Here is a 23,899-nt window from a genome sequence, read left to right on the forward strand (position 1 = left end):
AATCAGTCTGCGGCGGCCGTGCGCTGCAGACGCGTCGCCAGCTGCGTCAGCTTGGTGGCGTAATTCGGATCGGTGGCATAGCCGCCGCGCGCCAGGCCTTGCGCGAAGGCGCCCGCGTCGGCACCCGTGTTCAGGGCGGCGCGGTAGCGCGGATTGTCGAGCAAGACCTGCGCATAGTCGCGGAAGGCGCTGGCCTGGTCCGGATAGCTGCGGAAACGTTCCGTTTTCTTCAGGGCCGTGCCGCTGCCCGCCTCGTATTCGGTGGTGACGTTGCTGGCCACGTCGCCCTGCCATTTGCCGCCGGCCTTGATGCCGAACAGATTATTCGTGTCCGCCCCCGTGCCCTGGCGCAGCGGACGCTGGCCCCAGCCCGATTCCAGTGCCGCGTGGGCGGCGACGATTTCCGGCGCCACGCCCAGGCGCGCGCCCGTTTCTTGCGTCCACGGCTTGATCGAGGCGAGAAATTGTTGCTGTACTTCGCCGATTTCTCCGCCCTGGTTGATGCTGCCCAGCACATTGACGGGCTGGCTCTGTTCCAGGTAGGCGCGGCCTTGCGGGTTCAGGCTGGTGGCATTGCCGCCGCCCTGTTCGATGAAGCGGGCCACTTCGCCCTGTACTTGCCGGAACACGCTGCTGAAGTTGCCGCTGGAACTGGTGGCGTCGGTGGCGCGCATATTGCTCTGCACGGCGGACGTGGCTGCCGTCGACGGCGTTGCCGCCGTGGCGCGGGTTGTCAGGAAATCAGCCTGGCGCATACGTATCTTCCTCGCCATGCAGCACGCGCTGCATGATGCTGTACTGCTCTGTTAATAAATCACTGTTGCGGGCGTTCAGGCGTTTGCATTCAAGCACCATCTGCTCGAGCGCGGCCCAGTCGCGTTCGGCGCTCGTGCGCGCGTCTTCTTGCAACAGCGCAAATAATTGCGACATGTCGCCTTGCGGGCCCAGCAGGGCTGTGACGAGGCTGACCCGCTGGCGGCGGCGCGCATCGAGCGGGTCGACGGCGGCGATGACCTGGTCGGCCAGCGCCGTCAGCTGCGCGCTGCGGTGGTGCAGGGTGGCCTGGAATTGCTCTTCCAATAAGGTTTGCAGGGCGGCATAGCCGATGCTGTCGTCTTTCATGCCTTGCAGCACGCGGCGCACGGCTTCCTGGCGCGTGATGCCCTTGCGCGCTGCTGTCACGATTCACCGCCGTGGAAGCGCTGGATCAAGCCTGCCAGTTTTGACGGATCGAACGGCAATTCGCCCTTCGCCAGCGCATCGCGCAGCATGGCCACGCGCTCGTGGTCGATCTCGGGCATGGCGCGCAGCGCGGCCATGGCCGGTTGCAGCACGGCCGATTGCAATTCCGCCCCGGCCGACGAGCCGCCCATGGCGCCGGCGGCGCCCGCGTTCTCGGCGATCGCCTCGGCCGGCGCGACGGCGCTGCTGCGCACGGCGGCACCGGTATTGCCGGAGGAGATTTTCATACGTTGTCCCTTGCCCTTAATTTGCATGCTCATCCCGCTCCTTCTTTGCGGGCAGGCCCAGTTTTTCGCGCAGGCGCTGCAAGGTGCCCGCATCCGGTTCACCCACTTGCAGTTCGTCGCCTTGCGGCTTTTGCCCGGCCATGCCGAACATGGCGGCGATGCTGTCTGCCTGGCCACGCGTCAATATTAACAGTTCGATGCGGCGGTTGATGCCGGCGCTGGCATTTTTCACGTCCAGCGGCGCGCGGTCGGCCATGCCCACCACTTGCAGCACGCTGTCCGGACTCATGCTGCCGATCAGCAATTGCGCTCGCGCCGACATGGCGCGGTTGGCCGACAAGGTCCAGTTCGAATAGCCTTCATAGCCGTTATTGGCGTATTGCAAGGAATCCGTGTGGCCGACGATCAGCATCTGGTTTTCCATTTGCGCAAATACGGGGCCCATCTGGCGCAGCAGCTTGCGGAAGCGGTCGGTCGGCACGGCGCTGCCGCGCACGAACATGCCTTGCTTGTCCGTATCGTGCAGCATGACGCGCAAGCCGTACGGCGTGATCACGGATTGCAGGTTGCTCTTGAGTCCCGCTTCGTCGCTGAGCTTGTCGAGCGCGCGCGACAAGGCCATCAAGTCTTCCGGCGACTGGTAGCTGACCTTGGTCTGGTTTTGCGGCGCGGAGCCGGCTTTGCCGTCCTGCATCTGCTTGCCTTCCGTGCGCGTGTCGCCCGAGCCCTTGCGGGGCATGGGGAAGCGCTCGATCAGGCTGCCGCGCGGACCGCCACTCTGTTCCGGCATGACGCCCTGGCCTTCGCCCTGGCGGCTGCTGGCCGACGCATCCATCATGATTTCCTTCATTGCCTGCTGCTCGCGCGCGGCCATCAGCCACAGCACGAGGAACAGCGACAGCAGGGCCAGGCAAAAGTCGGCGAATGCTACTTTCCAGGCGCCGCCATGGCCATCGTCGTCATGCTTGCGGCCAGCACGCTTGATGATGGCCTGTTCATGTTTCTCATGCGGCTTTAGCACGGCGGCCTCCCCGGCCTTGGCCCTGCTCTTGTTCCGCGCCGCCATCTTCCAGCGCATTGATCCAGCTTTCCAGCTGGGCGAAGCTCGGCTTGATGTTCAGCTGCACCAGGCGGCGGCCCGCATCGATCGCCAGCAGGGGCGGCTTGCCCGCCACGTGCGTGACCAGCACGACCTTCACGCACTCCATGGTCGAGCCTTCTTCGCCCACCAATTGCTTCATCATGTTGCACATCGGATCGAGCACGCCGTAGCAAAAGAAGATGCCGATGAAGGTACCGACCATGGCGGCACCCACTTTTTCCGAAATTTCCGCCGCATCGGCGCCGTCGGCCACGGAATTCATGGCCATCACGATGCCCAGAACGGCAGCCAGGATACCGAAACCTGGCATGGCCTCGGCGATCTTGTGCAGGGACTTCGACGGTTGCAGCAATTCGTCGTGGATGGCTTCCAGTTCCTGCTCCAGCACGCCTTCGAGCTCATGCGCGTTGATCTTGCCCATCGCCATCAAACGGAAGTTGTCGACGATGAAGGCCAGCAGCTTCGGCTCTTCCAGCACCAGCGGATAGCGCTGGAACAGGGCGCTTTCGCGCGGTGCCTCGACGTGGGCGTCGAGCGCCTTCAGGCCGCCGGCGGCCGTTTGCAGCAGTTCATACATCAGCAGCAGCAACTGGCGCTGGAATTCCGAGCCTTGCTTCTTGTGCGTGACGATCTTGCGCATCTGGTGCAGCATTTCACCGAGTACATGCTTGGGGTTGCCCAGCACCAGGGCGCCAACGGCGGCGCCGATGATGATGATCAACTCGACCGGTTGCCAGATCGCGTGGACGGTGCCGCCCATCAGGGCGAAGCCTCCGAATACACACCCCATCACGATTAAGATACCGATAATTACCATGTCAACTGCCTTTCTGCGTCATTGTGCTGCGTCAATTTGATGGATCTTGCTTACTCTTATGCGTCTTGCAGCATGGCTTTCATCTTGCCCAGCGCCGTCTTGTTGAGCTGGCAGACGCGGGCGTCGCTCAGGTCCAGCACGGCGGCAATTTCTTTATAGCTCAGTTCGAATTCGTAATACATCTGCACCACGCGCTGTTCCCGTTCGTCCAGCGTGCGCAGCGCCTGTTCCAGGCTGCGCCGCACCATCAATTGCTCTTCCGGGCTCGGTGCGCTGTCGGCTTGCCCCAGGCTTTCCTGCAGCACTTCGTCGAAACTGGCGATCAGCTCGGCGTTTTCCGCCAATTGATATTCCTGGAAGGCTTCCGGCGTCAGTTTCAGGGCCGCCATGATTTCCGCTTCCAGCGGCTCGCGCCCCAGGCGCCGGGTCAGGGCGCGCACGCTGTCGCGCAGGCGGTGGCTTTCCTGGCGCACGGCGCGCGGGCGCCAGTCTTGGCGCCGCAGTTCATCGAGGATGGCGCCACGGATGCGCAGGCTGGCATAGCTGCCGAAAGACTGGTCCGGCACGCCGTAGCGGCGCAGGGCTTCCAGCAGTCCCATCAGGCCAATCTGTTCCATGTCGTCGCGGTCGATGGCGCCCGACACCTGCGAATTGAGCTGGCGCACGATGCGTTTCACCAAAGGGGAGTACGCGACCAGATGTTGTTGCTCTTCAGCAACGCTGAGCACGGCCGCGCAAGCGCTGGCGGCCGCATATTCGCCGGCGCCATACGCTTCCTGGTATTGCTCTACATAGGCCAAGGGATCTCCCACTAGGTCGGCTGGCGTGTTGGCTTATTCAATGATCAGCTTGCCGACCATGACTTCGGTGAAGGGTTTTTCCATTTGCTCGCGTTCATAGCTGACATTGAAGGCCTTGTTGATCTGTTCGGCATACTGCTCCACCGTCATGGTCTGTGCCTTTTCCATCGGAAAGCTCGACAGGGTGCTGACGGCGATCGAGCGCATCAACGGCAAGTGGTCCTTGGTCAGCTTTTCCTTTTCCTCGGTGGTGGCGATCACCAGGTCGGCCGACAGGTAATGCGTTTCACCGTCGCCGGGGCTGCGGCGCAGCATCACGATAACCTTGTCCAGGGTAATGAACTTGCGTGCCTTCTTGCCCGTGGCGGGCGGTGGCGGGGCTTTCGCTTCGGTGGCATCGGCATGGCCGGCAACCGGCTTGGCCAGGTACCACATGGCGCCGCCAGCCGCGCCGGCGGCCAGCACTGCCACGGCGACAAAGCCGCCGATCAGTTTCATTTTCATATTCATCAGGCGCTCTCTCGCTCGTGCATGGCGTAAGTGGTACTGGCAGTGCTGCCGTCGGACAGGGCGCGGCCCGGTTCGGCATCATCCTGCTGGCGGCCCGGTTGACGCTGGCCGCGCGCATCGCCTTCGGCAAACGCCTGGGCGGCCGGGCTGCGCGGGGTGGCGCTGATATTCACGGCCACCTCGGTGTACTGGCGCTGCGCCAGGTCGCTGCGCATGTTTTCGCCGATGCCTTGCAGCTGGCGTAACACTTCCGAGTTCGACGCCGTGACGTTTACCTGCAGCGCGCCTGCCGTGTGGCGGATGGAAATTTCAATGCGTCCCAGCATGGGCGGGTCGAGGCGGATCGTCGCGTGTTCGCTGTTGCGGCCGATCTGCGTCTGCAGGCGTTCGCCCAGCGCTTCGCGCAGCGGTTCCTGCCATTGCTGGGCAGGGCCGTTGAGTTTGATGGTATCGCCGGCCGGGGCCGCCGTAGCCGTATTGCCGATGGCGCCCGTCAAGCCCAGGTTGGGCGCGGCTGGCGCGGGCGTCGCGGCGCTGCGTTCGCCATCGCGCGCGGCAGGGGCGGCGACGGCGCTTGCCGGAGCGGCTTGCTGCAGCAGCGATTCGAACGGCTGTGCGGGCGCGCTGCCCTTGGCGGCGCTCGCCGGGATGGCTGCTGCCAGCGGTTCGCGCGTATCGCGGCCTGCCGGCTGCGCCGTTCCCTGTGCGGTGAGGGTGATTGCCGCCGGATGCAGGCTGATGTTGAGTGCCGGGTTGGCTTGCGCCACATTCGCCTGGGCTGGTGTCTGTGCCTGCGCGGCGGCGCGCGCCTCGGCTGCGACCGGGTCCGTTGGCGGCAGCATCGTCACCGGCAGGCCGATGACGGGCGCTGCCATGGCAGGCAAGCCGCTGTCGACCTGGCTGTCGCTGTCGCCATCCTTGACGGGGGCGGGCGCGGGCGTGGCGGCATCGGCCGACTCCCCGCCTGTCACATCGAGCACCTGCGCAAACAGGGGCAGGGCGGAGGGCGCGGCGCCGTTGCTGCCATAGCCTGGCGTGCCAGGCAAGGTGGCCGTCTGTGCCGGCGCTGGCGCCGACGCTGGTGTCGGTGCCGCATTGGCCGCGGCTGCCGGAGCGGCCGGCGCCTTGTTGAAGTTCATGATCATGCTTGATTCCCGTCCGAGTCGTATTCGCCGAGCGCGGCGTAGGCGACCCAACCTTCCTTATTTGCCTGTAATGCACCCAGGTGTTGACCCAGGCGTTCTTTTTCCGCAGAGCAAATTTTAACCGCTTGCGCGTGAATTTTGCGCAATTGCAACAATTCTGTTTGTTCCAGCGCATTCCATGCGCCACGTTCGGCCAGCAGCGGAATGTTTTTCGCCAGGCTGGCCGAGAGTTTTTCCATCGCCTCCCAGTCCGCCTGGGCGACAGCCGCGCTCAAATGCCGGCTCAGCTGCTGCAGCGCAGCGCGCCTAGGCATTATTCGCCTGGACGCCCACCCAGCCACGTTTGATGGTGGTCATCAAGGTAGTCACTTCATCGATCAGCGTCGGGTCGAGCTTGATGCCGGCCGTGTACAGGCGCGCCACGCAATAGTCGTACAGGCGCGCCAGGTTGACCACCACTTCGCCGCCATTGTCGAAATCGAGCGAGCTCGACAGACCGTTGATGATCTGCGTGCATTTATCCAGGCTGATCGCCTTTTGCTCGTAGCGCTTGCCCACGATGTGCCCGCGCGCGCGCGCCAGTTCTTCCAGCAGGCCGTCCGTCAGCACCAGTACCAGTTCGACCGGTGTGGCGCGGGCGGTCTGGGAATCCAGGTTGACGGCATGGTAGCTGCCGTAAGCTTCATTGTTCAACATTATTCTCTTCTCGCTATGTTAACTGTGGCGGCGCGGCAGGCACGTCCGCCTTAGGATTTATCGTTGCTAAACATGGCATCGAACATGTCCGAATTCCGGGTCATTTGCTCCTGCAATACTTGCAGTCGGGAATATTGGTCCAGGAAACGGGTGTAGGCAGTGTTGTACTGGTTGGTCAGGCGCTCGGCGCTCTTGGCCAGGCTTTTCTGCAACTTGTCCGTCGCTGCCATGCGCTGGGTGATCTGGCCTTTGGTGACATTGCTCCACTGTCCCAGCACCTTGTCCAGGCCGCCGAGCACGCCGGCAGGGGCCGACAGGCTGTTATTGCCGAACAGTTTGTCCAGGCCGCCAGGATTGTCCGCCAGCTTGGCCGTCAGCTTGGCCGTATTCAGGCTGATCGTGCCGTCGCGCTGGGCGGTAATGCCATACGCTACCAGCGATACGCCATCGACGTTCAGGCGCAAGGCATCGCCCATGCTGGTGCGCAGGGCGTTCAGGCCGGAGTCGTGGGCAAAGATGCCGGCAGCGATATTTTTTTCCGGATTGCCGGGGCTGGCCAGGCCATCCATCACGCTTTTCAGCTTGTTGTAGGCATCGACGAAAGCTTGCACATTGGCAATGGTGCCGGCGCTGTCGGTGCCGACGGTCACGGTCACGGGGCTCTCGCCTGCCGTCATGGCCTTGGTGAACGTCATTTTCACGTCAGGCACGTTGGTGAAGGTATTCGAGGCCTGCGTGATCTTGGTGCCGGAACCTTGCGCGCCCAGCCAGACGATGGCGTCCTTCGGTGCCGCGATGGCTTTTATGTCGCTCTGCAGCGCTGACTTCAGGCCCGCATCCGTCACGCTGTTGGTATCGATCGAGACGGCATTGGCCACGCCGGTGAGATTCGACGTCAGCACCAGTTGCGCCTGGTTGCCGATATTGATGACGGAAGCGGTGACGCGCGCATTATTCTTGCTGTTGCCATTGATGGCGGCGGCGATTTCCTGCGGCGTCAGGTAGGCGTCGCCATCCTTGTTGGCGGCGGCCAGGTCGATGTCGAAGGCGTTGTCGGCGGTGACGGCAGCCAGCGGATCGCCGAGGCGGATGGTCATGTTGCCGCCGTTGGCTGGCGTGGTGCTGCTCAAGCCGCCATACGAAGTCTGGCTGGCCGTGGCCAGTTGTTCGACAAAGAACGCGTAGCTGCCAGGCGCGGCCTTGATGCCGGCCGTGCCCGTGCCATACGCGGTATTGCTGAAGGTGGCGGACTGGCTCAGCACCGATTTGCTGGACGTCATGGTCGTCATCGCCAGCTGGAATGCCGAGATGGCCGATTTCAGGTTGCCCAGCGCGCTGCTGGTGTTGTTGGCCAGCGTGGTCTGATTCGCCAGGGCTGCCTTTTGCGCCGCCACCGATTTGGTAGCCAATTGTTCTGCTGTGACGATCGGATCGTATCGTGGTGCGGTAATTACGTTTGCCATGCCAGACTCCTGAATAAAGGGATATACCGGTACAAGGCGACCCCCATTCCCGTTTCGTGAAGTTTTCCTGAAAGAAACTTACACAAACCTCATTTTACCTGCCCGCGGAACCAGAATTGCGTCGCCAGCTCGTCTTGCCGCTTGGCATCAACTCGGTGTTGCTCATTTGCAACATGCTTTTGCTTTTGCGTCAGCACCTGGTCCAGCACTTCGCGCTTGGCCCAGGCCGTATTCAGCGCGCGTTGCGACACGGCCATGTTGGCTTCGTGCAGGTGCAGGTCGGTACGGTGCTGGTCGGCCATCTGCATCACGGCTTGCTTGAAGTTGCCACAGTTGACGGACAGGGCCAGGGGCAGGGCGCCGCTGGGGCCGCTATCCGTGTACAGGCCCGTGAGGCGCTCCAGGTTTTTCTGGTAGCGCTCGCGCACGGCCGTCTGCGCCGCCATTTCGCCTTGCAGGCGTTCCACTTCGGTGCTGCGCAGGCCGACCAGGGTGGTCAGGTTGCGGATGGTATGCGCGTCGCTCACGTATGCTCCTAGGCCATGATCTGTTCAAGTTGTTCGATGCACGGTCCCATCGGCGCCTCTTCCTTGGTGCCCTGGCACAGGAAGGCTTCGATGGGCGCGTGCAGCTGGACGGCGCGGTCGGTGATCGGGTCGGCGCCGGGCACGTAGGCGCCCAGCGGGATCAGGTCGCGCACGCGCGCATGGCGCGCCATCGACGCTTTCAGCGCGCGCGACGCCTGCATGTGGCTGGGCGTGATCACCTGCGCCATGCAGCGGCTGATCGAGGCGGCGATGTCGATGGCGGGGTAGTGGCCCCGCTCGGCCAGTTCGCGCGTGAGCACGATGTGGCCGTCGAGAATCGCGCGCGCCGTGTCGACCACGGGATCCTGCTGGTCGTCGCCTTCGGCCAGCACCGTATAGATGGCGCTCATGCTGCCTTCCGGGTGGGCGCCGTTGCCGGCGCTTTCCACCAGTTGCGGTAAGTTCGAGAAGACGGACGGCGGGTAGCCGCGCGTGGCCGGCGGCTCGCCCAGGGCCAGCGCCACTTCGCGCAAGGCCATGGCATAGCGCGTCAGCGAATCGACCAGCAGCAGCACGTGCTTGCCCTGGTCGCGGTAATGGGCGGCGATCGAATGGCACAGCTCGGTGGCCATGATGCGCATCAGGGGCGACTCATCGGCCGGTGCGATCACCAGCACGGCCTTTTTCAAGCCTTCGGCGCCGAGCGACTTTTCCACGAATTCGCGCACTTCGCGGCCCCGTTCGCCGATCAGGCCGACGACGACGACATCGGCCACCGTCTGGCGCGTGATCAGGCCCAGCAGCACGCTCTTGCCCACGCCGGAACCGGCCATCAGGCCCACGCGCTGGCCTTTGCCCAGGGTCAGCATGCTGTTGATCGCCCGCACGCCCACGTCCAGCGGTTCGACCACCGGTTGTTTCTTCAGGGGATTGATCTTCGGTGGCGTGACTTCCAGGATGTGTTCGCCACCGAGGCGGCCCAAGTCATCGATCGGCTCACCGAGGCCATTGACCATGCGGCCCAGCCAAGAGGGACCGATCTGCAGGCTGGCCTTGTCGGGCAACGGGAGAACTCTGGCGCCGGTGGTCAGTCCTGTCGCCTTCTTGAACGGCATCAGGTAAGACAGTTTTTCGCGAAAACCGACGACTTGCGCATCGAGCCACTCGCCGCTCACAGTTTCAATTTGACAACGCTGGCCCGTGTGCAGGCGGCAGCCGGCGCTTTCCAGCAGCAGGCCGGACGCGCCCACCAGGCGGCCGGTCGGTGTCGCGACAGGGATATCGCCGATCTCGAAACTGCGCAGCGTGTCGGCGATCATGCAGGCGCGCCTTGGTCCGCGTGTTCGGCGGCCAGCGCCAGGTGGCTGCTGACCTGTTCCATGCAGGCCGACAGGCGCTGATGGCAGCCCGCGTCGACTTCATTGTCGCCCGCCTTGATGCGGCATTCGCCCGCGTCGAGGCGCGCGTCGGCGATCAGGTTCCAGCGCTTGGCGCGCTTCGGATCGAGTTCGCTGATGCGTTTCAATTCTTCCGGATTGAGGAAGACGTCGATTTCTTCGCGCGTGGGCGGCATCGAGGCCAGGGTCTCGTCGACCAGGGCCAGCAATTGCACCGGCTGCAGCGCCAGTTCCGCGCGGATCACCTGACGCGCCACCTTGGCCACCAGGTCGACCACTTCCTTGCGCTGCGCTTCGCGGTAATCGGCGCGCACTTTTTTCAGGTCGCGCAAGATGGCGTCGACAGGGCGGGCCAGGCGGTCCAGGGCCACCAGGGTTTCATTGCGGCCTTCTTCGCGGCCCTGCGCCATGCCATCGTTGCGCCCGGTGTCGTAGCCGTCCTGCTGGCCTTGCACCAGGCCCACTTCGTAGCCGTCGCGCTGGCCCTGCTCGAAGCCTTCCGAGACGGACGCCTGCCACTGGCCATCCGTGTCCTCGTTGGAGGCGCGCTGGCCGGCGGCGATGAATTGCGACAGGGGCGGGAAACGATACGAGCGGAAGTGTTTCATTCGATCACCGCTTCGGCAAACAGTTGCACTTCGATCTCGCCCGCATCGGCGAGGCCTTTGACGGTGGCCATGATTTCCTGGCGCGTCTGTTCGATGCGCGACAGCGGCACGGGGCCGGAACGGCGCATCATGTCCTCGAAGCTCTGCGCCTGGCGGCGCGGCATGGTTTTCAGCACGGCGTCGCGGATCGACGGTTCCGCGCCCTTGAGGGCGATGGCCCACTGTTCCATCGGCACGTCTTCCAGGATACGCGTGAGCGTGACATCGCTCTGCGTGGCCAGGATCAGGAAGTCGTACATGCTCAGCTCGATTTCCGACACCACTTCCGGGTCGTGCGCGCGCAGCAGTTCGACCAGCGCGGCGCGGTTGCCCGGCATGCGGTTGAGAATCTCGGCCGCCTGGCGGATGCCTTCCACGCTGGTGCTTTGCGTGTCGAGCGTGCCCAGGCAGCGGCCCACCAGTTCGTCGAGCTCGACCAGCAGGTCGCGGTCGATCTCGTCCAGGCGTGCCAGGTTCAGCAAGACCAGGTCGCGTCCTTCGACGGGCAGGGCATCGAGGATCTGGCCGGCCAGCGCGGGCGGCAGGAAGGCCAGGAATACGGCTTGCATCTGCACGTGTTCGTTGACGATGTATTCGGCCAGCCATTTCGGCGAAGCCCACTGCAGGCGCGCCATCTTGGGGCGGATCGCGTCGCCGTAAATATTGTTCAGCACGCTATTTGCGATATCGCTGCCCAGCGCCATGTCCAGCGAGCGCTTCAGGTAGCTGCGCGAGGCGCCGTGCACGCCGCTTTGCTGGCGGTAGTCGTCGAAGAAGGTCTGCATGGCCGTTTTCACGGATTCGACCTTGATGCCGCTCATGCGCGACATCACTTGCGTGACTTCCAGCAATTCTTCACGCGACAGGCAGCGCAGCACATTGGCGGCCTGTTCTTCGCCGATGCTCAGCAGCACGATGGCCGCCTGTTCCACGGGGTTCAGGCTGACGCTTTCGTATTCTGCGCCGTCGGAGGGATTATTGTTGTTGAGTTCGGCCATTTTTCTGCATCCATTGTTTGACGACTTCGGCGACACGCTCGGGTTCTTTTTCAGCCAGCACTTTCAAGTGGTCGACCATCACGTCGACCGCCGAGCCAGGTGGCGGCAAGTCATAGTTTTCCAGCAGCGGCACGACCGGCATGTTGCCGGCGGCGGCCTCGCCTTCGAGCGCCAGCGGGCTGCCATTCACGCCCAGGGCAGGCGCGCCGGCTGCGGCCACGCCATTCGCGCCGGCGGCGCTGGCGCCGCCCAGTGCCAGGGCGGGATCGAGCTGTTTCAGTGGCGGCGGCGCCAGGCGCGTGGTCAGCAGGCGCAGCAGCGGACGCAGGATCAGGAAGTAGCCGAGGATGGCGCCCAGGGCGTACAGCAGCCAGCTGCTGAAATCGACGACGGTATCGCGCTCTTCCCACCACTGCGCCACGGGCGGCTTGGCCGGGAAGGCCAGCGCCGTCAGGCTCAGGCTGTCGCCGCGCTGGGCGTTGATGCCCAGGCCGCTGCTCAGCATTTTTTCAATATTGCCCAGTTCGGCAGGGGTCCAGCCCGTTTTCGGATTCGGTGCGGCGGCGCTGTTGAGGACGACGGCGACGCTGAGTTTTTCCAGGCGGCCACGGCTGCGCTTGATCTGCGTGATGCTGCGGTCGTAGGCGTACTGGCGCGTGGTGGCGTTCTTGCGGGCAGTGCCATCGTCGGATGGCTTCGGCGCGCCATCGGCGGGGGCGCCACCGGCGGCGTCGGCCGGTGCCGGCACGGCGGCCGCTGGCGGACGGTTCGACAGGCTGCCGGGAATGCCGGCCACGGTGCGGTTGCGTTCCTGCTCTTCGCGCATCGCTTCGCTCGTCACTTTCGGGGCTTCGCCGTATTTTTCCAGCGTTTCGTCCACGCGGTCGTTGTTCACGGCGGCCGTCACGCTGAGCTTGAAGTTGTCTTCGCCGATGACCGGGCCCAGCAAGCCCGTGACGTTGCGGCGGATTTCATCCTGGAAGCGTTTCGCGCCTTCGTTGCCGGCGGCCGAGGCATCGAAGCCATCCGTCAGGTCGATGTGCGAGGACAGCAGGTTGCCGCTCTGGTCGACCAGGCTCACGCGCGTGGGCGCCAGGCTGGCGACACTGCCGGCCACCATGTTGATGACGGCGGCGATCTGTTCCTGCGCCAGGGTGCGGCCCGGTTTCAGCGCCACCACGACGGAAGCGGAGGATTTGTCGCCGTCGCTGGCGACAAACGAAGTCGATTTGGCAATCGACAGATGGACGCGCGCCGAAGCGATCGCGTCCATCGTCATGATGCTTTGCGCCAGTTCGCCTTCCAGGCCGCGGCGGAAGCGCACGTCCTGCACGAATTGGGAGACGCCCAGCGGGTCGTTCTTGTCCATCAGCTCCAGGCCGGCCGGCAGCTGCGCCGTCACGCCTTTCGAGGCGAGCAGCATGCGCACCTTGCCCAGCATGGCGTCGGGCACCAGCACCTGGCCGCTGTCCGGATGCAGGCGGTAGGGGATGTGTTCCGCGTCCAGGGTGGCCATCATGTCCGTCACGGCCACTTTTTCGCGCGCGCCAAACACCGGCTTGTAGTTGGCCTGGTCGCGCCAGGCATACATGGTCACCATGGCGGTGATGCCGATGGCCAGCACGACGATGGGAACCAGGTTTTTCAGCAGGGCGGGCGGAATGGCGGGCTGGGCGCCAAGGCGCCAGCGCGCAAATGCGGACTTCATGGGGGTAATCACTTGGGGTAACTTTCGCTGGGAGGCTGGGCGTGGATCAGGACGTGAAGATTACAGAGGCAATTTGATGAGTTCGTCGACGGCGCCCATGACCTTGTTGCGCACTTGCATCAACATGGAGAAAGACAGGCTCGCTTCCTGGCTGGCCAGCATGGCGCCGACCATGTCGTCGCTCTTGCCGCTGTCGACGTCGCTCATTTTTTGCGCGGCCATGCGGTCATCGCCGTTGACCTTGCCGATGGCGTCTTTCATGCTTTGCGCAAAGGAGAAGCCGGATTGTTCCGGCGCGCCGAACTGGGCGGCAGGCGCGATGCTGGCGCCCAAGGCGCGCGCGTCATTGCTCAGTGCTGCCAGATCGGCCTTGATCAGACCTGCGAGTTCGTTGCTCATCTTGCCCTCTACTTTCAATATGCGGTGACGTATCAATCAGAAATTACTGGTGTTGCCATTCCGGCAGGCATTACATCCAATGCCATCTTGCCTGGCCCGATTTCAGGACCCATCAGTTTTATCAGTTGCCACACCATCCGCTCAAGCAGACTCAAACAAACCCAGCAAACCCACGCCAACATGATTTACATGGCCATGATAACTAATATTTATCTGATAAAAGTTTCTGCTGGTGGCAATAAGAAGGACTGGAAACTGCCATAAAAACCGGAATCAGGTAAGCGGAATGGCGCACTGCAAATCACTATTTTGTCGCTATAAGCTTACCTCGGGGCAACTATAAAGTAAAGAGAGGATTGCCTCAAGGAATATTGATACATGGCAATATTTAGCATTTTCATGTATTGTTCAGCACCGTAGTCATCTAGCATGCGATACGATGCGCAATCGTTTGCTTGCGGATCGGTTTGCAAGGTCAAGATGATGCTGTATTTAATTTCGGGTGATCCGTATAATTTGTTCTGCCACCGCAATACGACATGACCCTCATGATAACCACTAAGACAGATCAAACTGTGCGCCATCAAGTCCTCGATTCTTGTCTGCTTGGACGTCCTGTCCATTTGCTGCATGTATTCGGCGCCCAGCTGCGCGACGACTTGGCCGTGGCCCTGCGCCAGCCGATGAGCCGTCGCTACTGGGGCAACTTCCAGATCGATGGCGTGAGCTTGTCGCGCGTGGAAAACGAGGACAGCGTGAACCGCTGGCTGAGTTTTTCCACGGCGGCCAGCCAGACGGGCTTTGCCCTTGAACGGCAGATACTCTTGAGCGTGCTGAACTATCGCTATGGTAGTGCCGGCGCCAAGGGTGCGCTGCCCGATCCGGCGCAGGTGCGCGTGACGGCCACGGAGGAGCGCCTCGCTGTGGTGCTGGGACAACAGTTGGTGAACAGCTTGTTTTCCCGCGTCCACAAGAACCTGCAAACCCTGGGCAAGAGCAGCGACATCGACACCAGTGCCGAGGTCGCCGTACAGTCTGGCGTGCATCCGGCGCGCGGCAGCTGGATCGTCACCGTGGCGCTCAGCGACGTCGAGGCGGGGCAGAGCGGCCAGTTCTGGTTCTCGCTGGACAAGCGCCTGATGGCCGACGTGCTGCGCGGCCTGCTGCCCGAGCGCGCGCAAGCGAAGAAAGCCTTGCGTGGCAGCGTGCGCCCGCTCGCTTCGCGCCTGCAAGTGACCCTGGAAGGCCGGCTCGTCAGCAAACAGGTGCAACTGGGTGCCTTGTTCGACCTGCGCGTGGGCGACGTGATTCCCGTCAGCCTGAGCCGTACCGACGTCATGCTCGACGACTCCCGTTTATTTACAGCTGCTGTTTCCGAACACAAGGGCAAGCTCTGTTTAACCTCATTTGAAGATGTCGAATAATATGAATCTGAACGATACCAACCAGAGCGAAACCCTGCTGGAAGACCTGGGCGATGACATGATCATCGACCAGGGCGACGTGTCCGACGTGGCCAGCGGCCGCGCGCGGCGCGACATTCCGCAGATGATGCGCAAGATTCCCGTGACCCTGACCCTGGAAGTGGGCTCGGCCCGCATCTCGCTCGAAGAGCTGATGGCCATCGGCCCTGAAAGCGTGATCGAACTCGACATGCTGGCCGGCGAACCGCTGGTGATCAAGGTCAATGGCACGCCTATCGGCCGCGCCGAAGTGGTGGTGGCCGGCGAGAACTATGGCCTGAAAGTCATCGACCTCGACGGCCTCAATCTCGACCTGATGACAGCATGAAGCTGGCGGTACCCGGTTTGAGCCGGCGCCGCGGCGCGCTGGCTGCCGCGCTGGCTGTTCCCGTTCTGATGCTGTGCTGCGCCGCCGCCGGGGCGCAGGATTTATTGTCCGGCGTGGTGCCGGGCGCGAAGACCGACCTGTCGGTCAAGATGCAGATCCTGGTCGTCATGACCCTGCTCGGGCTGCTGCCCGTGATGGTCATGATGATGACCAGCTTTACCCGTTTCGTCATCGTGCTGTCCCTGCTGCGCCAGGCCCTGGGCCTGCAGCAGGGCTTGCCCAACCGCATCGTCACCGGCATCGCCCTGATTCTCACCTTGCTGGTCATGCGCCCCATCGGCGACCAGGTGTGGAAGGAAGCGTTCGTGCCGTACGACCGCGACCAGATCGGCATGCAGGAAGCCCTGAAGATCGCCGAAGTGCCGATTTCGCGCTTCATGCTGGCGCAGACGAGCAAGGCCGCGCTGGCGCAGATCGCGCACCTGGCCGGCGAACCGTCGAGCATGCGCCCGCAAGACCACAGCTTCACGGTCAAGCTGGCCGCGTTTGTGTTATCCGAACTCAAGACGGCGTTCCAGATCGGCTGCATGCTGTTCATCCCGTTCCTCATCATCGATCTGGTGGTGGCGTCCGTGCTGATGGCGATGGGCATGATGATGCTGTCGCCGCTGGTCATTTCGCTGCCGTTCAAGCTGCTGCTGTTCGTGCTGGTCGATGGCTGGACCCTGACCGTCAACACCTTAGTTACCAGCATACAGGGCTATTGATCCATGTTTACCCCTGAAGTCGCCGTCGACCTGATCATCGAAGCGTTGCATGTCGTCATGCTGCTGGTGGTGATCCTGGTCGTGCCGGGTTTGCTCATGGGCTTGCTGGTCGCGCTGGTGCAGGCGGCCACCTCGATCAATGAACAGACCATGAGTTTCCTGCCGCGCCTGCTGGTCACCTTGCTGGCCCTGATCCTGGCCGGACGCTGGATGGCCGGTTACCTGATGGATTATTGCGTGTCCATTTTTCAGCGCGCCGCCACCCTGGTCGGATAGCGCCGCGCGCCATGGATCAGATTTTCAATCAGGTGCTGCCGTTTCTGCTGGCCGTGTGGTGGCCGTTCTGCCGCATCCTGGCCATGCTCAGCGCCTCGCCCGTGATCGGCGACGCCATGGTGCCCGTCCCCGTGCGGGTGCTGCTGTCGCTGGTGCTGGCGATCCTGATGCTGCCCGTGATGCAGGCGTCGGGCGTGTCGCAGGACTTGCTGAAGATCGATCCGTTTTCCCTGCACGCCCTCGTCGCCACCCTGGAGCAGGCCATCATCGGCTTCGTCCTCGGCCTGGCCTTCCACTTCGCCATGTCCGTCATGTCGGTGCTCGGCTACCTGGTGTCTAGCCAGGTGGGCTTTTCCATGGCCGTGATGAACGATCCGCTTAACGGCACTTCGTCGGACGTGATCACGGGTTTGCTCACCATCATGTGCATGATCGTGTTTTTCGCCATCGACGGCCACCTGGTGCTGACGGGCGTGATCGGCGCCAGTTTCACGGCCTGGCCCGTGGGGCAGGGCTACGGGCCGCTGCTGCTGCAGACGGTGGCGTATAACGTGGCGTGGATCTTCGCCGCCGCCATGCTGCTGGCCTTGCCCATCGTCTTTTCCACCATGGTGGTGCAACTGGGCTTTGGCTTCCTGAACCGGGTGGCGCCGTCGCTGAACCTGTTTTCGCTGGGGTTTTCCATGATCACCATGTTCGGCCTGCTGATGCTGATACAGATCGTGCGCTTTATTCCTGAGCACTACATCGCCATGACCAACCGCGTGCTCGACATGATCCAGGAACAGATGCGGGTGGCCCATGGCGGATAGCAGCACGGGCGACAAGACAGAAAAGGCGTCAGCGCAGAAGCTGAAGAAATCGCGCCAGGAAGGGCAGGTGGTGCGTTCGCGCGACCTGTCGACGGCGCTCGGCATCCTGATCAGCATGAAGGTCTTCATTTATCTGCTGCCGGGCTATCTGCTGAGCTTTCGCGAGTTGTTCGCCATGGCCTTCATGCCGCTCGACAGCAAGGGCGCGCTGGAAAATGCCATGTCGATGGCGTTTACGACCTCGGTGGGCTTGCTGATCAAGATGATCGTGCCGCTGTTTTGCGTGCCCCTGTTTGTTGTGCTTGGCTCCTTGATTCCTGGCGGCTGGGTCATCAGCACGAAGAACTGGATGCCGAAGATGGAGCGCCTGAGCCCCGCCAAGAACCTGGGCCGTCTGTTTGCGCCCAAGCATGCTTTCGAATTCGGCTTGTCCATCGCCAAGGCCGTCGTGCTGGGCATGGTGCTGGTGCATGTGAGCCGCTCCAGCCTGACGCAGTACGTGGACTTGCAGCACCGGCCCTTGCAGCAAGCCATGCTCGATGGTTCCGCGCTGATGCTCGATGGCCTGATGGCGCTCATTTCCGTCTTCGTCCTGTTCGCCATCATCGACGTGCCGGCGCAGGCGTTTTTCTTTGCCCGCAACCAGCGCATGAGCAAGCAGGATGTCAAGGAAGAGCATAAAAGCAGCGAAGGCCGCCCCGAAGTGCGCCAGCGCATCCGCCAGCTGCAGCAGCAGATCGGCCGGCGCAGCGTGCGCAAGACCGTGCCCGACGCCGACGTGGTGATCGTCAATCCCGAGCATTACGCCGTCGCGCTGAAGTATGACCAGGACCGCGCCGAGGCGCCGTTCGTCGTGGCCAAGGGCGTCGACGAGATGGCGCTGTATATCCGGCAAGTGGCGAAGGAGCACCATATTGAAACGCTGGAGTTGCCGCCGCTGGCGCGCGCCATCTACAACACCAGCCAGGTGCAGCAGCAGATTCCCGTGCAGCTGTACCAGGCCGTGTCGCAGGTGCTGAACTACATCCTGCAATTGAAAGCATTCCGGTCCGGGCAGCGTGCTGCCCAGCCCGTATTACCCACCGAGATGGCCGTGCCATCTCATCTGAGCGAGGTCGTACCGCCATGAATTTCCTGAACCGAGTGGTTGCTGAAATGCGCCGCCACAAGTTCGCCACGCCGCTGTTCCTGCTGGTGATCCTGGCAATGATCATCTTGCCGCTGCCGCCGGTGCTGCTCGATATCTTGTTCACTTTCAATATCGTGCTGGCACTGATCGTCATCCTCGTCAGCGTGTCGGCCAAGCGGCCGCTCGATTTCTCCGTCTTCCCGACGGTGATCCTGGCCACCACCATGCTCCGGCTGACCTTGAATGTGGCGTCGACGCGTGTGGTGCTGCTGCACGGCCATACGGGCGCGGATGCGGCCGGTAAGGTGATCGAGGCATTTGGTAACGTCGTGATCGGCGGTAACTTCGTCGTCGGTATCGTGGTCTTCGTGATCTTGATGATCATCAACTTCGCCGTCGTCACCAAGGGTGCCGAGCGTATCTCCGAAGTGTCCGCGCGCTTTACCCTCGATGCCTTGCCGGGCAAGCAGATGGCCATCGACGCCGACCTGAACGCCGGCTTGATCAACCAGGAAAAAGCCCAGATCCGCCGCAAGGACGTGGCCGCCGAAGCGGATTTCTATGGCGCCATGGACGGCGCGTCGAAGTTCGTGCGCGGCGATGCCGTCGCCAGTATCCTGATCCTGATCATCAACATGGTGGGCGGCGTGGCGATCGGCTCGCTGATGCACGACCTGTCGTTTGGCGATGCCTTCCGTCAATACGCACTCTTGACCATCGGTGATGGCCTGGTGGCGCAGATTCCGGCGCTGCTGCTGTCGGCCGCGGCCGCCATCCTGGTGACCCGCATCAGCGATTCGGGCGACTTCGAACAGCAAGTGGCGGGCCAGGTGCTGACGTCGCCAACGGTGATCTACAGCGCGGCCGGCATGATGGTGGCGCTGGCCCTGATTCCGGGCATGCCATGGTTCATGTTCATGACCTTTGCCGGCGTGCTGGCTTTTGTTGCCTGGCGCCTGACCAAGCGCGTGAAAGGACCCGACGCGGCCGGCATGGCCGCCATCGAGGCAGCCTTGCGCGACGAGCGTCCGGCCGAACTGGAGTGGCAGCAACTGCCTGCCGTGCAGCCCTTGATGGTGATGCTCGGCTACAAGCTGGTTGGCATGGTGGATAAAACGCAAGGCGAACCGCTGAACAAGCGCGTCAAGGGCGTGCGCCAGAGCCTGTCCGAGGCGATGGGCTTGCTGCTGCCGAATATCGGCGTGCGCGACGACCTGGCCCTGAAGCCGTCGCAATACGCCATCGTGCTGTCAGGCACCGTGGTGGCGCAGGCGGAAGTGCAGGCCGACCGCCTGATGGCGATCCCGTCGCCGAATGTGTATGGCCAGCTGGACGGCATTCCCGGCATCGAGCCGGCCTACGGCATGCCCGTCACGTGGATCGAACCGGGTGAGAAGGCGCATGCGCTGGGCCTCGGCTACCAGGTCATCGAGGCGCCCAGCGTGATCGCCACGCACTTGTCGAAGATGGTGCGCGAATACCTGCCTGAACTGTTCCGCCACGAAGACGTCTCGAACATGATGGAGCGCCTGACGGCCTTGTCGCCGAAACTGGCTGGCGCGCTGGACAAGGCGCTGACGCACACGCAGCTGCTGCGCGTGTTCCGCGTCTTGCTGGCGGAAAATGTGTCGCTGAAGGATATCGTGCCCATCGCCACCACCTTGCTCGACAGCTCGGAAACGACCAAGGACCCGATCCTGCTGGCGGCCGAAGTGCGCTGCGCGCTGCGGCGCCAGATCGTCAGCGGGCTGTTTGGCCAGAAGATGGAAATGCAGGCGTTTAACCTGGGCGGCGAGCTGGAAAACATGCTGCTGGGCTCCCTGAACCAGGCGCGCCAGTCGGGCAAGGTGACCCTGGATAACTATCCGATCGACCCGCATCTGCTGTCGCAGCTGCAAGTGAACATGCCGGTGGCGCGCGAACAGATGAAGCAGCAGGCCACACCGCCGCTGCTGCTGGTGCTGCCGCAGATCCGTCCCCTGCTGGCCCGCTATGCGCGCCTGTTCGCGCCTGGCCTGCATGTGCTGTCATACAACGAAATCCCGGAAAACCGCGAAGTGAGCATCATCGGCACGGTGGGGTAGGACGGTGAAATGAAAAGAAAAACGGCGCTTCGGGCGCCGTTTTTTTTGCTGTATCAATTCTGTTGCGTCAATCCTGTTCGTCGATGGGTGGCAGCAGGTCGTGCTCCTGGCCGTCGGCCAGCAGCAGTACGGTGCCGCCTTGCGCCGTCTCTTCGTCGTCGCCATAGTCGTAACCGAGCGGCGCCGCCACTTCCTTCGAGACGGCGATGGTTTCCTCTTCGGCCGCCGCCGCGGCTTCGCTGGCAGCGGGCGCATCGGGATCGGCGGCCGCTTCCGCTTCCGGCTGCGTCAGCAGCAGCGCCACTTCGGCCATGGCGCGGAACAGTGCCAGCGACAGCGAGGCGGCACCCGCCTGCATCGGGTAGTTGCCGTGCACGCGCTGCGCATGCAGTTGGCGGTTCAGGCGGCAGCGCACCACGCGCAGGCCCGCGCGCCGCACGGCGTCGGCGATCTCGGACAGGGCCAGGCGCAAATGGCGCAATGCGGCTTCCTCGTCGGCGGCCAGTTCCAGCAGCACGCCGTCGCCGGCCGGCTCCATCTGGATCACGACCCGGCCGATGCCGATGATGATCAGTTCGACGCGCAGCGCCACCTTGCCGCGCCGTCTGGGCGTTGCATCTTCGTCTTCGTCGCTGGCCAGCACGCGCAGCAGCAGGCGCTGGCCGCCCCAGCCATACACGGCGAAGCGCCATGCTTCGCTGTCGACGCTCAAGGGCGGGCGGGCGCCTTCGCGCAGCAGGGCCGGTTGCTGCTCGGCCATGAACAGGTTGCCCGGCACGTGCTGGCCGCGCGCCTGCTCCTGCAGGGCCGCATATTGCTCGCCATACGTCTTGACCATCACGCGCCACGAGGCGGCCAGCTGCGCCGCGTCGGGCGGCTGCCAGACCAGCTGGCGCGTGAAGAAGAGCTGATTGACCTGCATGGCGCTGCTGTCGCGCGGCATGGCGCCGCCCGTGCCATCGGCATTCGGCTTGATGAGGGACGCCAGGCTGTCCTGTCCCTTCTGTTGCAGCTGGGCGGGCAGGGTGCCGGCGTCGGGCGCTGGCGCCATGTAGGGGCCGATGGGCACCAGCGGCTGGACCACGCCCGGCACCATCGGCGTCGCGGGGCTGACGTCGAAGCGCTGGGTAATCAGGGGCACCGGGTTGCCCGATGAGATGCGGTCTATCGCCATGCCATTGCTTCCTGCTGATACATATTCATCCGATCCGCCATCGCGCCCTGCCAGTCACTATTGTAGTAAAGAAAGAATCAGCTTGCTCATGCTCTGGCTTTGCTTGAGCATGGCCGTGCTCGCTTGCAGCAGCATTTGCGCCGAGGTCATGTTGGCGCTTTCGGCCGCGTAGTCGACATCCATGATGCGGCCGATGGCGGCCCTGGTATTGGTGATCATGTTCGACAGGTTGTTGTAGACGTGTCCGAGCCGGTTCGCGGTGGCGCCCAGCGCCGAGCGCACGCTGCCGACCTTGTCGACGGCCGCCGCCAGCATGTCGATCATGCCGTTGGCGCTGCTGTTGCTGGCAAATTCGCTGCCGGCTGTGGCGCCTGGCGCGAAATTGACGGAGATCGCCTGCAGGGCCGCATCCAGGCCGGCCATGTCGCCCGCCACGTTGAACTGCATGGTCTCGCTGCCGGTGGCGCCGATCTGGAACGTCATGGCTTGCGACAGGGTGCCCTTGCCGGCGCTGCCGTTGCCCAGCAATAAAGTGCCGCCGTAGCGGGTGTTTGTCATCACGTTGTACAGCTCGGCGCCCAGCGCATCGTATTCGCCTTGCATGGCCTCGCGGTCCTTCTGGTTCGACGAGGCGTCCGCCGCCTGGGTGGCCAGGTCCTTCATGCGCACCAGCATGCTGGTGACTTCGCCAAACGCGCCTTCGGCCGTCTGCAGCAGGGAAGTACTGTTTTGCGTGTTGCGCATGGCCACGGCCATGCCGCTGGTCTGGGCGCTCAGCCTGGTGGCGATCTGCAAGCCTGCCGCATCGTCCATGGCCGAGTTGATGCGAAAACCGGTGGAGAGGCGCGTCATCGACGTCGACAGCATTTGCTGGGCCCAGCCCATGGCCCGCTGGGCTGACAGTGCGGCAGTATTGGTATGAATGCTCAGCACGCGGCGGCTCCAGTAGGCGATTGTTCGGTGTTCTACCTTGTATAGGCGACTATGCCGGCAACATCGTTAAACGTGATGGCAATTTAGTTCAAGATGCGGGAAATGCCAGACACGGCAGGCGAAAAAAAAGCCAGACCGGAGTCTGGCTTCGAGAGACTGGCCGCGAGCGGCCAAGTCACTATTATTGCAGCAGGGACATGACCATCGAGGACATGCTGTTGCTTTGTTTCAGCATCGCGGTGCCAGCTTGCAGCAGCATTTGCGACGACGTCATGTTCGAGCTTTCGGTAGCGAAGTCGGTGTCCATGATGCGGCCGGTAGCGGCTTTGGTGTTGGTGGCGATGTTCGACAAGTTGGTGTTGACGTGGTCCAGACGGTTGGCCGTCGCGCCCAGTGCCGAACGCACGGTGCTGACGCTGTCGATGGCGGTAGCCAGCAGGCCGATGGTGGCATTGGCGGAAGCGGTCAGTTCCGTGGAAGTCGTCGTGCCTGCCGACGAGAAGTTCGTGCTCAAGCCGCTCAGGGCGGTATTCAGCGCGCTCAGATTGGCGGAGACGTCAAAGCTCATTTTTTCGGTCGAGCTGGCGCCGATCTGGAACGTCATCGAAGCCGACAGCGTGCCATTGCCGGCTGCGCCGTTGCCCAGCAGCTTGGTGCCGCCGAACGTGGTATTGGTCATGACGTTGTACAGTTCCTGGCCCAATGCATTGTATTCAGCTTGCATGGCGGTCTTGTCGTTGGCGGTCGACGAGGCATCGGCTGCCTGGGTTGCCAGATCCTTCATGCGCACCAGCATGTTGGTCACTTCGGCGAACGCGCCTTCAGCCGTTTGCAGCAGCGAGGTGCTGTTTTGCGTGTTGTTCATTGCAACGGTCATGCCGCTGGTTTGCGCTTTCAGGCGGGTTGCGATCTGCAGGCCGGCAGCATCGTCCATTGCCGAGTTGATGCGGAAGCCGGTGCTCAGGCGCGTCATCGAAGTCGACAGTTTGGATTGGGTATTCGTGATCGAATTTTGTGCCGACAGGGAGGCAGCGTTGGTGTGAAGGCTCAGCATGGTGTCATTCCTAATTGGGTGGTTGCGGTGAGGAGCGACTTTTAGCTGCTCCTATCAGTACAAGACGACCGTGCCGCCACCTTAATTAAATGCTTTAAGGAAATTTTTTGAAATAAATGCCATTTCTTGCTCCGCCGGCCTGTTTCGCCCGTGTTGCGGCATGCTTGCGCCAGCTGCGCACGAAAAAAAAGCCAGACAGGA

The 23,899-nt window shown here is 63.0% G+C and carries 27 protein-coding genes; 7 read left to right on the plus strand and 20 right to left on the minus strand.

Going from position 1 to position 23,899, the window contains the following annotated elements; all coding sequences use genetic code 11:
• Positions 1 to 2 precede the first annotated feature (2 nt).
• From BLT98_RS20165 to BLT98_RS20245, 17 genes are all read right to left on the minus strand, one after another.
• The gene (locus tag BLT98_RS20165; protein ID WP_092610845.1) at positions 3 to 755 is read right to left on the minus strand and encodes a glycoside hydrolase family 73 protein; all 753 of its coding nucleotides are present in this window, start codon (positions 753 to 755) and stop codon (positions 3 to 5) included.
• Positions 742 to 1,182 (minus strand): flagellar export chaperone FlgN, encoded by a 441-nt coding sequence (gene flgN / locus BLT98_RS20170; RefSeq protein ID WP_092610848.1) that lies wholly within the window; start codon positions 1,180 to 1,182, stop codon positions 742 to 744. Before flgN ends, BLT98_RS20165 begins: the two co-directional genes overlap by 14 nt.
• A complete protein-coding gene (gene flgM / locus BLT98_RS20175; protein ID WP_034757812.1) occupies positions 1,179 to 1,469 on the minus strand; it encodes a flagellar biosynthesis anti-sigma factor FlgM in 291 nt (96 codons plus the stop codon). Before flgM ends, flgN begins: the two co-directional genes overlap by 4 nt.
• Before the next feature lie 16 nt (positions 1,470 to 1,485).
• Entirely contained in the window at positions 1,486 to 2,490 is a 1,005-nt protein-coding gene (locus BLT98_RS20180) for a flagellar motor protein MotB (RefSeq protein ID WP_034787914.1), read from the minus strand.
• On the minus strand, positions 2,474 to 3,388 hold the full coding sequence (gene motA / locus BLT98_RS20185; RefSeq protein ID WP_034757817.1) for a flagellar motor stator protein MotA: 915 nt from the start codon (positions 3,386 to 3,388) through the stop codon (positions 2,474 to 2,476). The genes BLT98_RS20180 and motA overlap by 17 nt, the downstream gene beginning before the upstream one ends.
• A 56-nt stretch (positions 3,389 to 3,444) precedes the next feature.
• Positions 3,445 to 4,188, minus strand: a complete 744-nt coding sequence (locus BLT98_RS20190) for a FliA/WhiG family RNA polymerase sigma factor (protein WP_034787845.1) — start codon at positions 4,186 to 4,188, stop codon at positions 3,445 to 3,447.
• Between the two features lie 33 nt (positions 4,189 to 4,221).
• On the minus strand, positions 4,222 to 4,698 hold the full coding sequence (locus BLT98_RS20195; protein WP_092610851.1) for a flagellar basal body-associated FliL family protein: 477 nt from the start codon (positions 4,696 to 4,698) through the stop codon (positions 4,222 to 4,224).
• The gene (locus tag BLT98_RS20200) at positions 4,698 to 5,843 is read right to left on the minus strand and encodes a flagellar hook-length control protein FliK (RefSeq protein ID WP_092610854.1); all 1,146 of its coding nucleotides are present in this window, start codon (positions 5,841 to 5,843) and stop codon (positions 4,698 to 4,700) included. The genes BLT98_RS20195 and BLT98_RS20200 overlap by 1 nt, the downstream gene beginning before the upstream one ends.
• Positions 5,840 to 6,082 carry a hypothetical protein gene (locus BLT98_RS20205; protein ID WP_225317290.1) on the minus strand — a complete coding sequence of 81 codons (243 nt, stop codon included), beginning with the start codon at positions 6,080 to 6,082 and terminating at the stop codon, positions 5,840 to 5,842. The genes BLT98_RS20200 and BLT98_RS20205 overlap by 4 nt, the downstream gene beginning before the upstream one ends.
• A 67-nt stretch (positions 6,083 to 6,149) precedes the next feature.
• Positions 6,150 to 6,539 carry a flagellar export chaperone FliS gene (gene fliS, locus BLT98_RS20210; RefSeq protein WP_034757830.1) on the minus strand — a complete coding sequence of 130 codons (390 nt, stop codon included), beginning with the start codon at positions 6,537 to 6,539 and terminating at the stop codon, positions 6,150 to 6,152.
• Between the two features lie 50 nt (positions 6,540 to 6,589).
• Positions 6,590 to 8,002 (minus strand): flagellar filament capping protein FliD, encoded by a 1,413-nt coding sequence (fliD, locus tag BLT98_RS20215; RefSeq protein ID WP_034787851.1) that lies wholly within the window; start codon positions 8,000 to 8,002, stop codon positions 6,590 to 6,592.
• 89 nt (positions 8,003 to 8,091) lie between these two features.
• Entirely contained in the window at positions 8,092 to 8,529 is a 438-nt protein-coding gene (locus BLT98_RS20220) for a flagellar export protein FliJ (RefSeq protein ID WP_046684908.1), read from the minus strand.
• Positions 8,530 to 8,537: 8 nt separating this feature from the next.
• The gene (gene fliI, locus BLT98_RS20225; RefSeq protein ID WP_034787854.1) at positions 8,538 to 9,848 is read right to left on the minus strand and encodes a flagellar protein export ATPase FliI; all 1,311 of its coding nucleotides are present in this window, start codon (positions 9,846 to 9,848) and stop codon (positions 8,538 to 8,540) included.
• Positions 9,845 to 10,534: a flagellar assembly protein FliH gene (gene fliH / locus BLT98_RS20230; RefSeq protein WP_034787861.1), complete on the minus strand. Its 690-nt coding sequence runs from the start codon at positions 10,532 to 10,534 to the stop codon at positions 9,845 to 9,847. The genes fliI and fliH overlap by 4 nt, the downstream gene beginning before the upstream one ends.
• The gene (locus BLT98_RS20235) at positions 10,531 to 11,571 is read right to left on the minus strand and encodes a flagellar motor switch protein FliG (protein WP_034787864.1); all 1,041 of its coding nucleotides are present in this window, start codon (positions 11,569 to 11,571) and stop codon (positions 10,531 to 10,533) included. Before BLT98_RS20235 ends, fliH begins: the two co-directional genes overlap by 4 nt.
• Positions 11,549 to 13,279 (minus strand): flagellar basal-body MS-ring/collar protein FliF, encoded by a 1,731-nt coding sequence (fliF, locus tag BLT98_RS20240; RefSeq protein ID WP_092610858.1) that lies wholly within the window; start codon positions 13,277 to 13,279, stop codon positions 11,549 to 11,551. The genes BLT98_RS20235 and fliF overlap by 23 nt, the downstream gene beginning before the upstream one ends.
• A gap of 60 nt (positions 13,280 to 13,339) precedes the next feature.
• Positions 13,340 to 13,678 (minus strand): flagellar hook-basal body complex protein FliE, encoded by a 339-nt coding sequence (locus BLT98_RS20245; RefSeq protein WP_034787870.1) that lies wholly within the window; start codon positions 13,676 to 13,678, stop codon positions 13,340 to 13,342.
• A 623-nt stretch (positions 13,679 to 14,301) separates the two neighbouring features.
• Here BLT98_RS20245 and BLT98_RS20255 point away from each other — a divergent pair.
• The 7 genes from BLT98_RS20255 to BLT98_RS20285 are packed head-to-tail and all read left to right on the plus strand — an operon-like array spanning position 14,302 to position 20,537.
• Complete coding sequence (locus BLT98_RS20255; RefSeq protein ID WP_034787875.1) at positions 14,302 to 15,102, plus strand: FliM/FliN family flagellar motor switch protein; 801 nt, start codon at positions 14,302 to 14,304, stop codon at positions 15,100 to 15,102.
• A 1-nt stretch (position 15,103) separates the two neighbouring features.
• Positions 15,104 to 15,469, plus strand: coding sequence for a FliM/FliN family flagellar motor switch protein (locus tag BLT98_RS20260; RefSeq protein WP_070253622.1), 366 nt, complete (start codon positions 15,104 to 15,106; stop codon positions 15,467 to 15,469).
• Positions 15,466 to 16,236 (plus strand): flagellar type III secretion system pore protein FliP, encoded by a 771-nt coding sequence (gene fliP / locus BLT98_RS20265; RefSeq protein WP_034787879.1) that lies wholly within the window; start codon positions 15,466 to 15,468, stop codon positions 16,234 to 16,236. Before BLT98_RS20260 ends, fliP begins: the two co-directional genes overlap by 4 nt.
• A 3-nt stretch (positions 16,237 to 16,239) precedes the next feature.
• Positions 16,240 to 16,512, plus strand: a complete 273-nt coding sequence (locus BLT98_RS20270; protein ID WP_034757874.1) for a flagellar biosynthetic protein FliQ — start codon at positions 16,240 to 16,242, stop codon at positions 16,510 to 16,512.
• A gap of 11 nt (positions 16,513 to 16,523) precedes the next feature.
• Complete coding sequence (locus BLT98_RS20275) at positions 16,524 to 17,324, plus strand: flagellar biosynthetic protein FliR (RefSeq protein WP_070253621.1); 801 nt, start codon at positions 16,524 to 16,526, stop codon at positions 17,322 to 17,324.
• On the plus strand, positions 17,314 to 18,453 hold the full coding sequence (locus BLT98_RS20280; protein ID WP_034787883.1) for a flagellar type III secretion system protein FlhB: 1,140 nt from the start codon (positions 17,314 to 17,316) through the stop codon (positions 18,451 to 18,453). The genes BLT98_RS20275 and BLT98_RS20280 overlap by 11 nt, the downstream gene beginning before the upstream one ends.
• Entirely contained in the window at positions 18,450 to 20,537 is a 2,088-nt protein-coding gene (locus BLT98_RS20285; RefSeq protein ID WP_070253620.1) for a flagellar biosynthesis protein FlhA, read from the plus strand. The genes BLT98_RS20280 and BLT98_RS20285 overlap by 4 nt, the downstream gene beginning before the upstream one ends.
• 67 nt (positions 20,538 to 20,604) lie before the next feature.
• Here BLT98_RS20285 and BLT98_RS20290 read toward each other — a convergent pair whose 3' ends face one another.
• The 3 genes from BLT98_RS20290 to BLT98_RS20300 all read right to left on the minus strand — a co-directional run bounded on the left by BLT98_RS20290 (position 20,605) and on the right by BLT98_RS20300 (position 23,698).
• Positions 20,605 to 21,711, minus strand: coding sequence for a hypothetical protein (locus BLT98_RS20290; protein WP_211615019.1), 1,107 nt, complete (start codon positions 21,709 to 21,711; stop codon positions 20,605 to 20,607).
• A 57-nt stretch (positions 21,712 to 21,768) separates the two neighbouring features.
• Positions 21,769 to 22,644, minus strand: a complete 876-nt coding sequence (locus BLT98_RS20295; RefSeq protein WP_034787895.1) for a flagellin N-terminal helical domain-containing protein — start codon at positions 22,642 to 22,644, stop codon at positions 21,769 to 21,771.
• Between the two features lie 181 nt (positions 22,645 to 22,825).
• Positions 22,826 to 23,698 carry a flagellin N-terminal helical domain-containing protein gene (locus BLT98_RS20300; protein ID WP_070253617.1) on the minus strand — a complete coding sequence of 291 codons (873 nt, stop codon included), beginning with the start codon at positions 23,696 to 23,698 and terminating at the stop codon, positions 22,826 to 22,828.
• Positions 23,699 to 23,899 lie beyond the last annotated feature (201 nt).

Source organism: Janthinobacterium sp. YR213 (assembly GCF_900099875.1).
GTDB lineage: Bacteria > Pseudomonadota > Gammaproteobacteria > Burkholderiales > Burkholderiaceae_D > Janthinobacterium > Janthinobacterium lividum.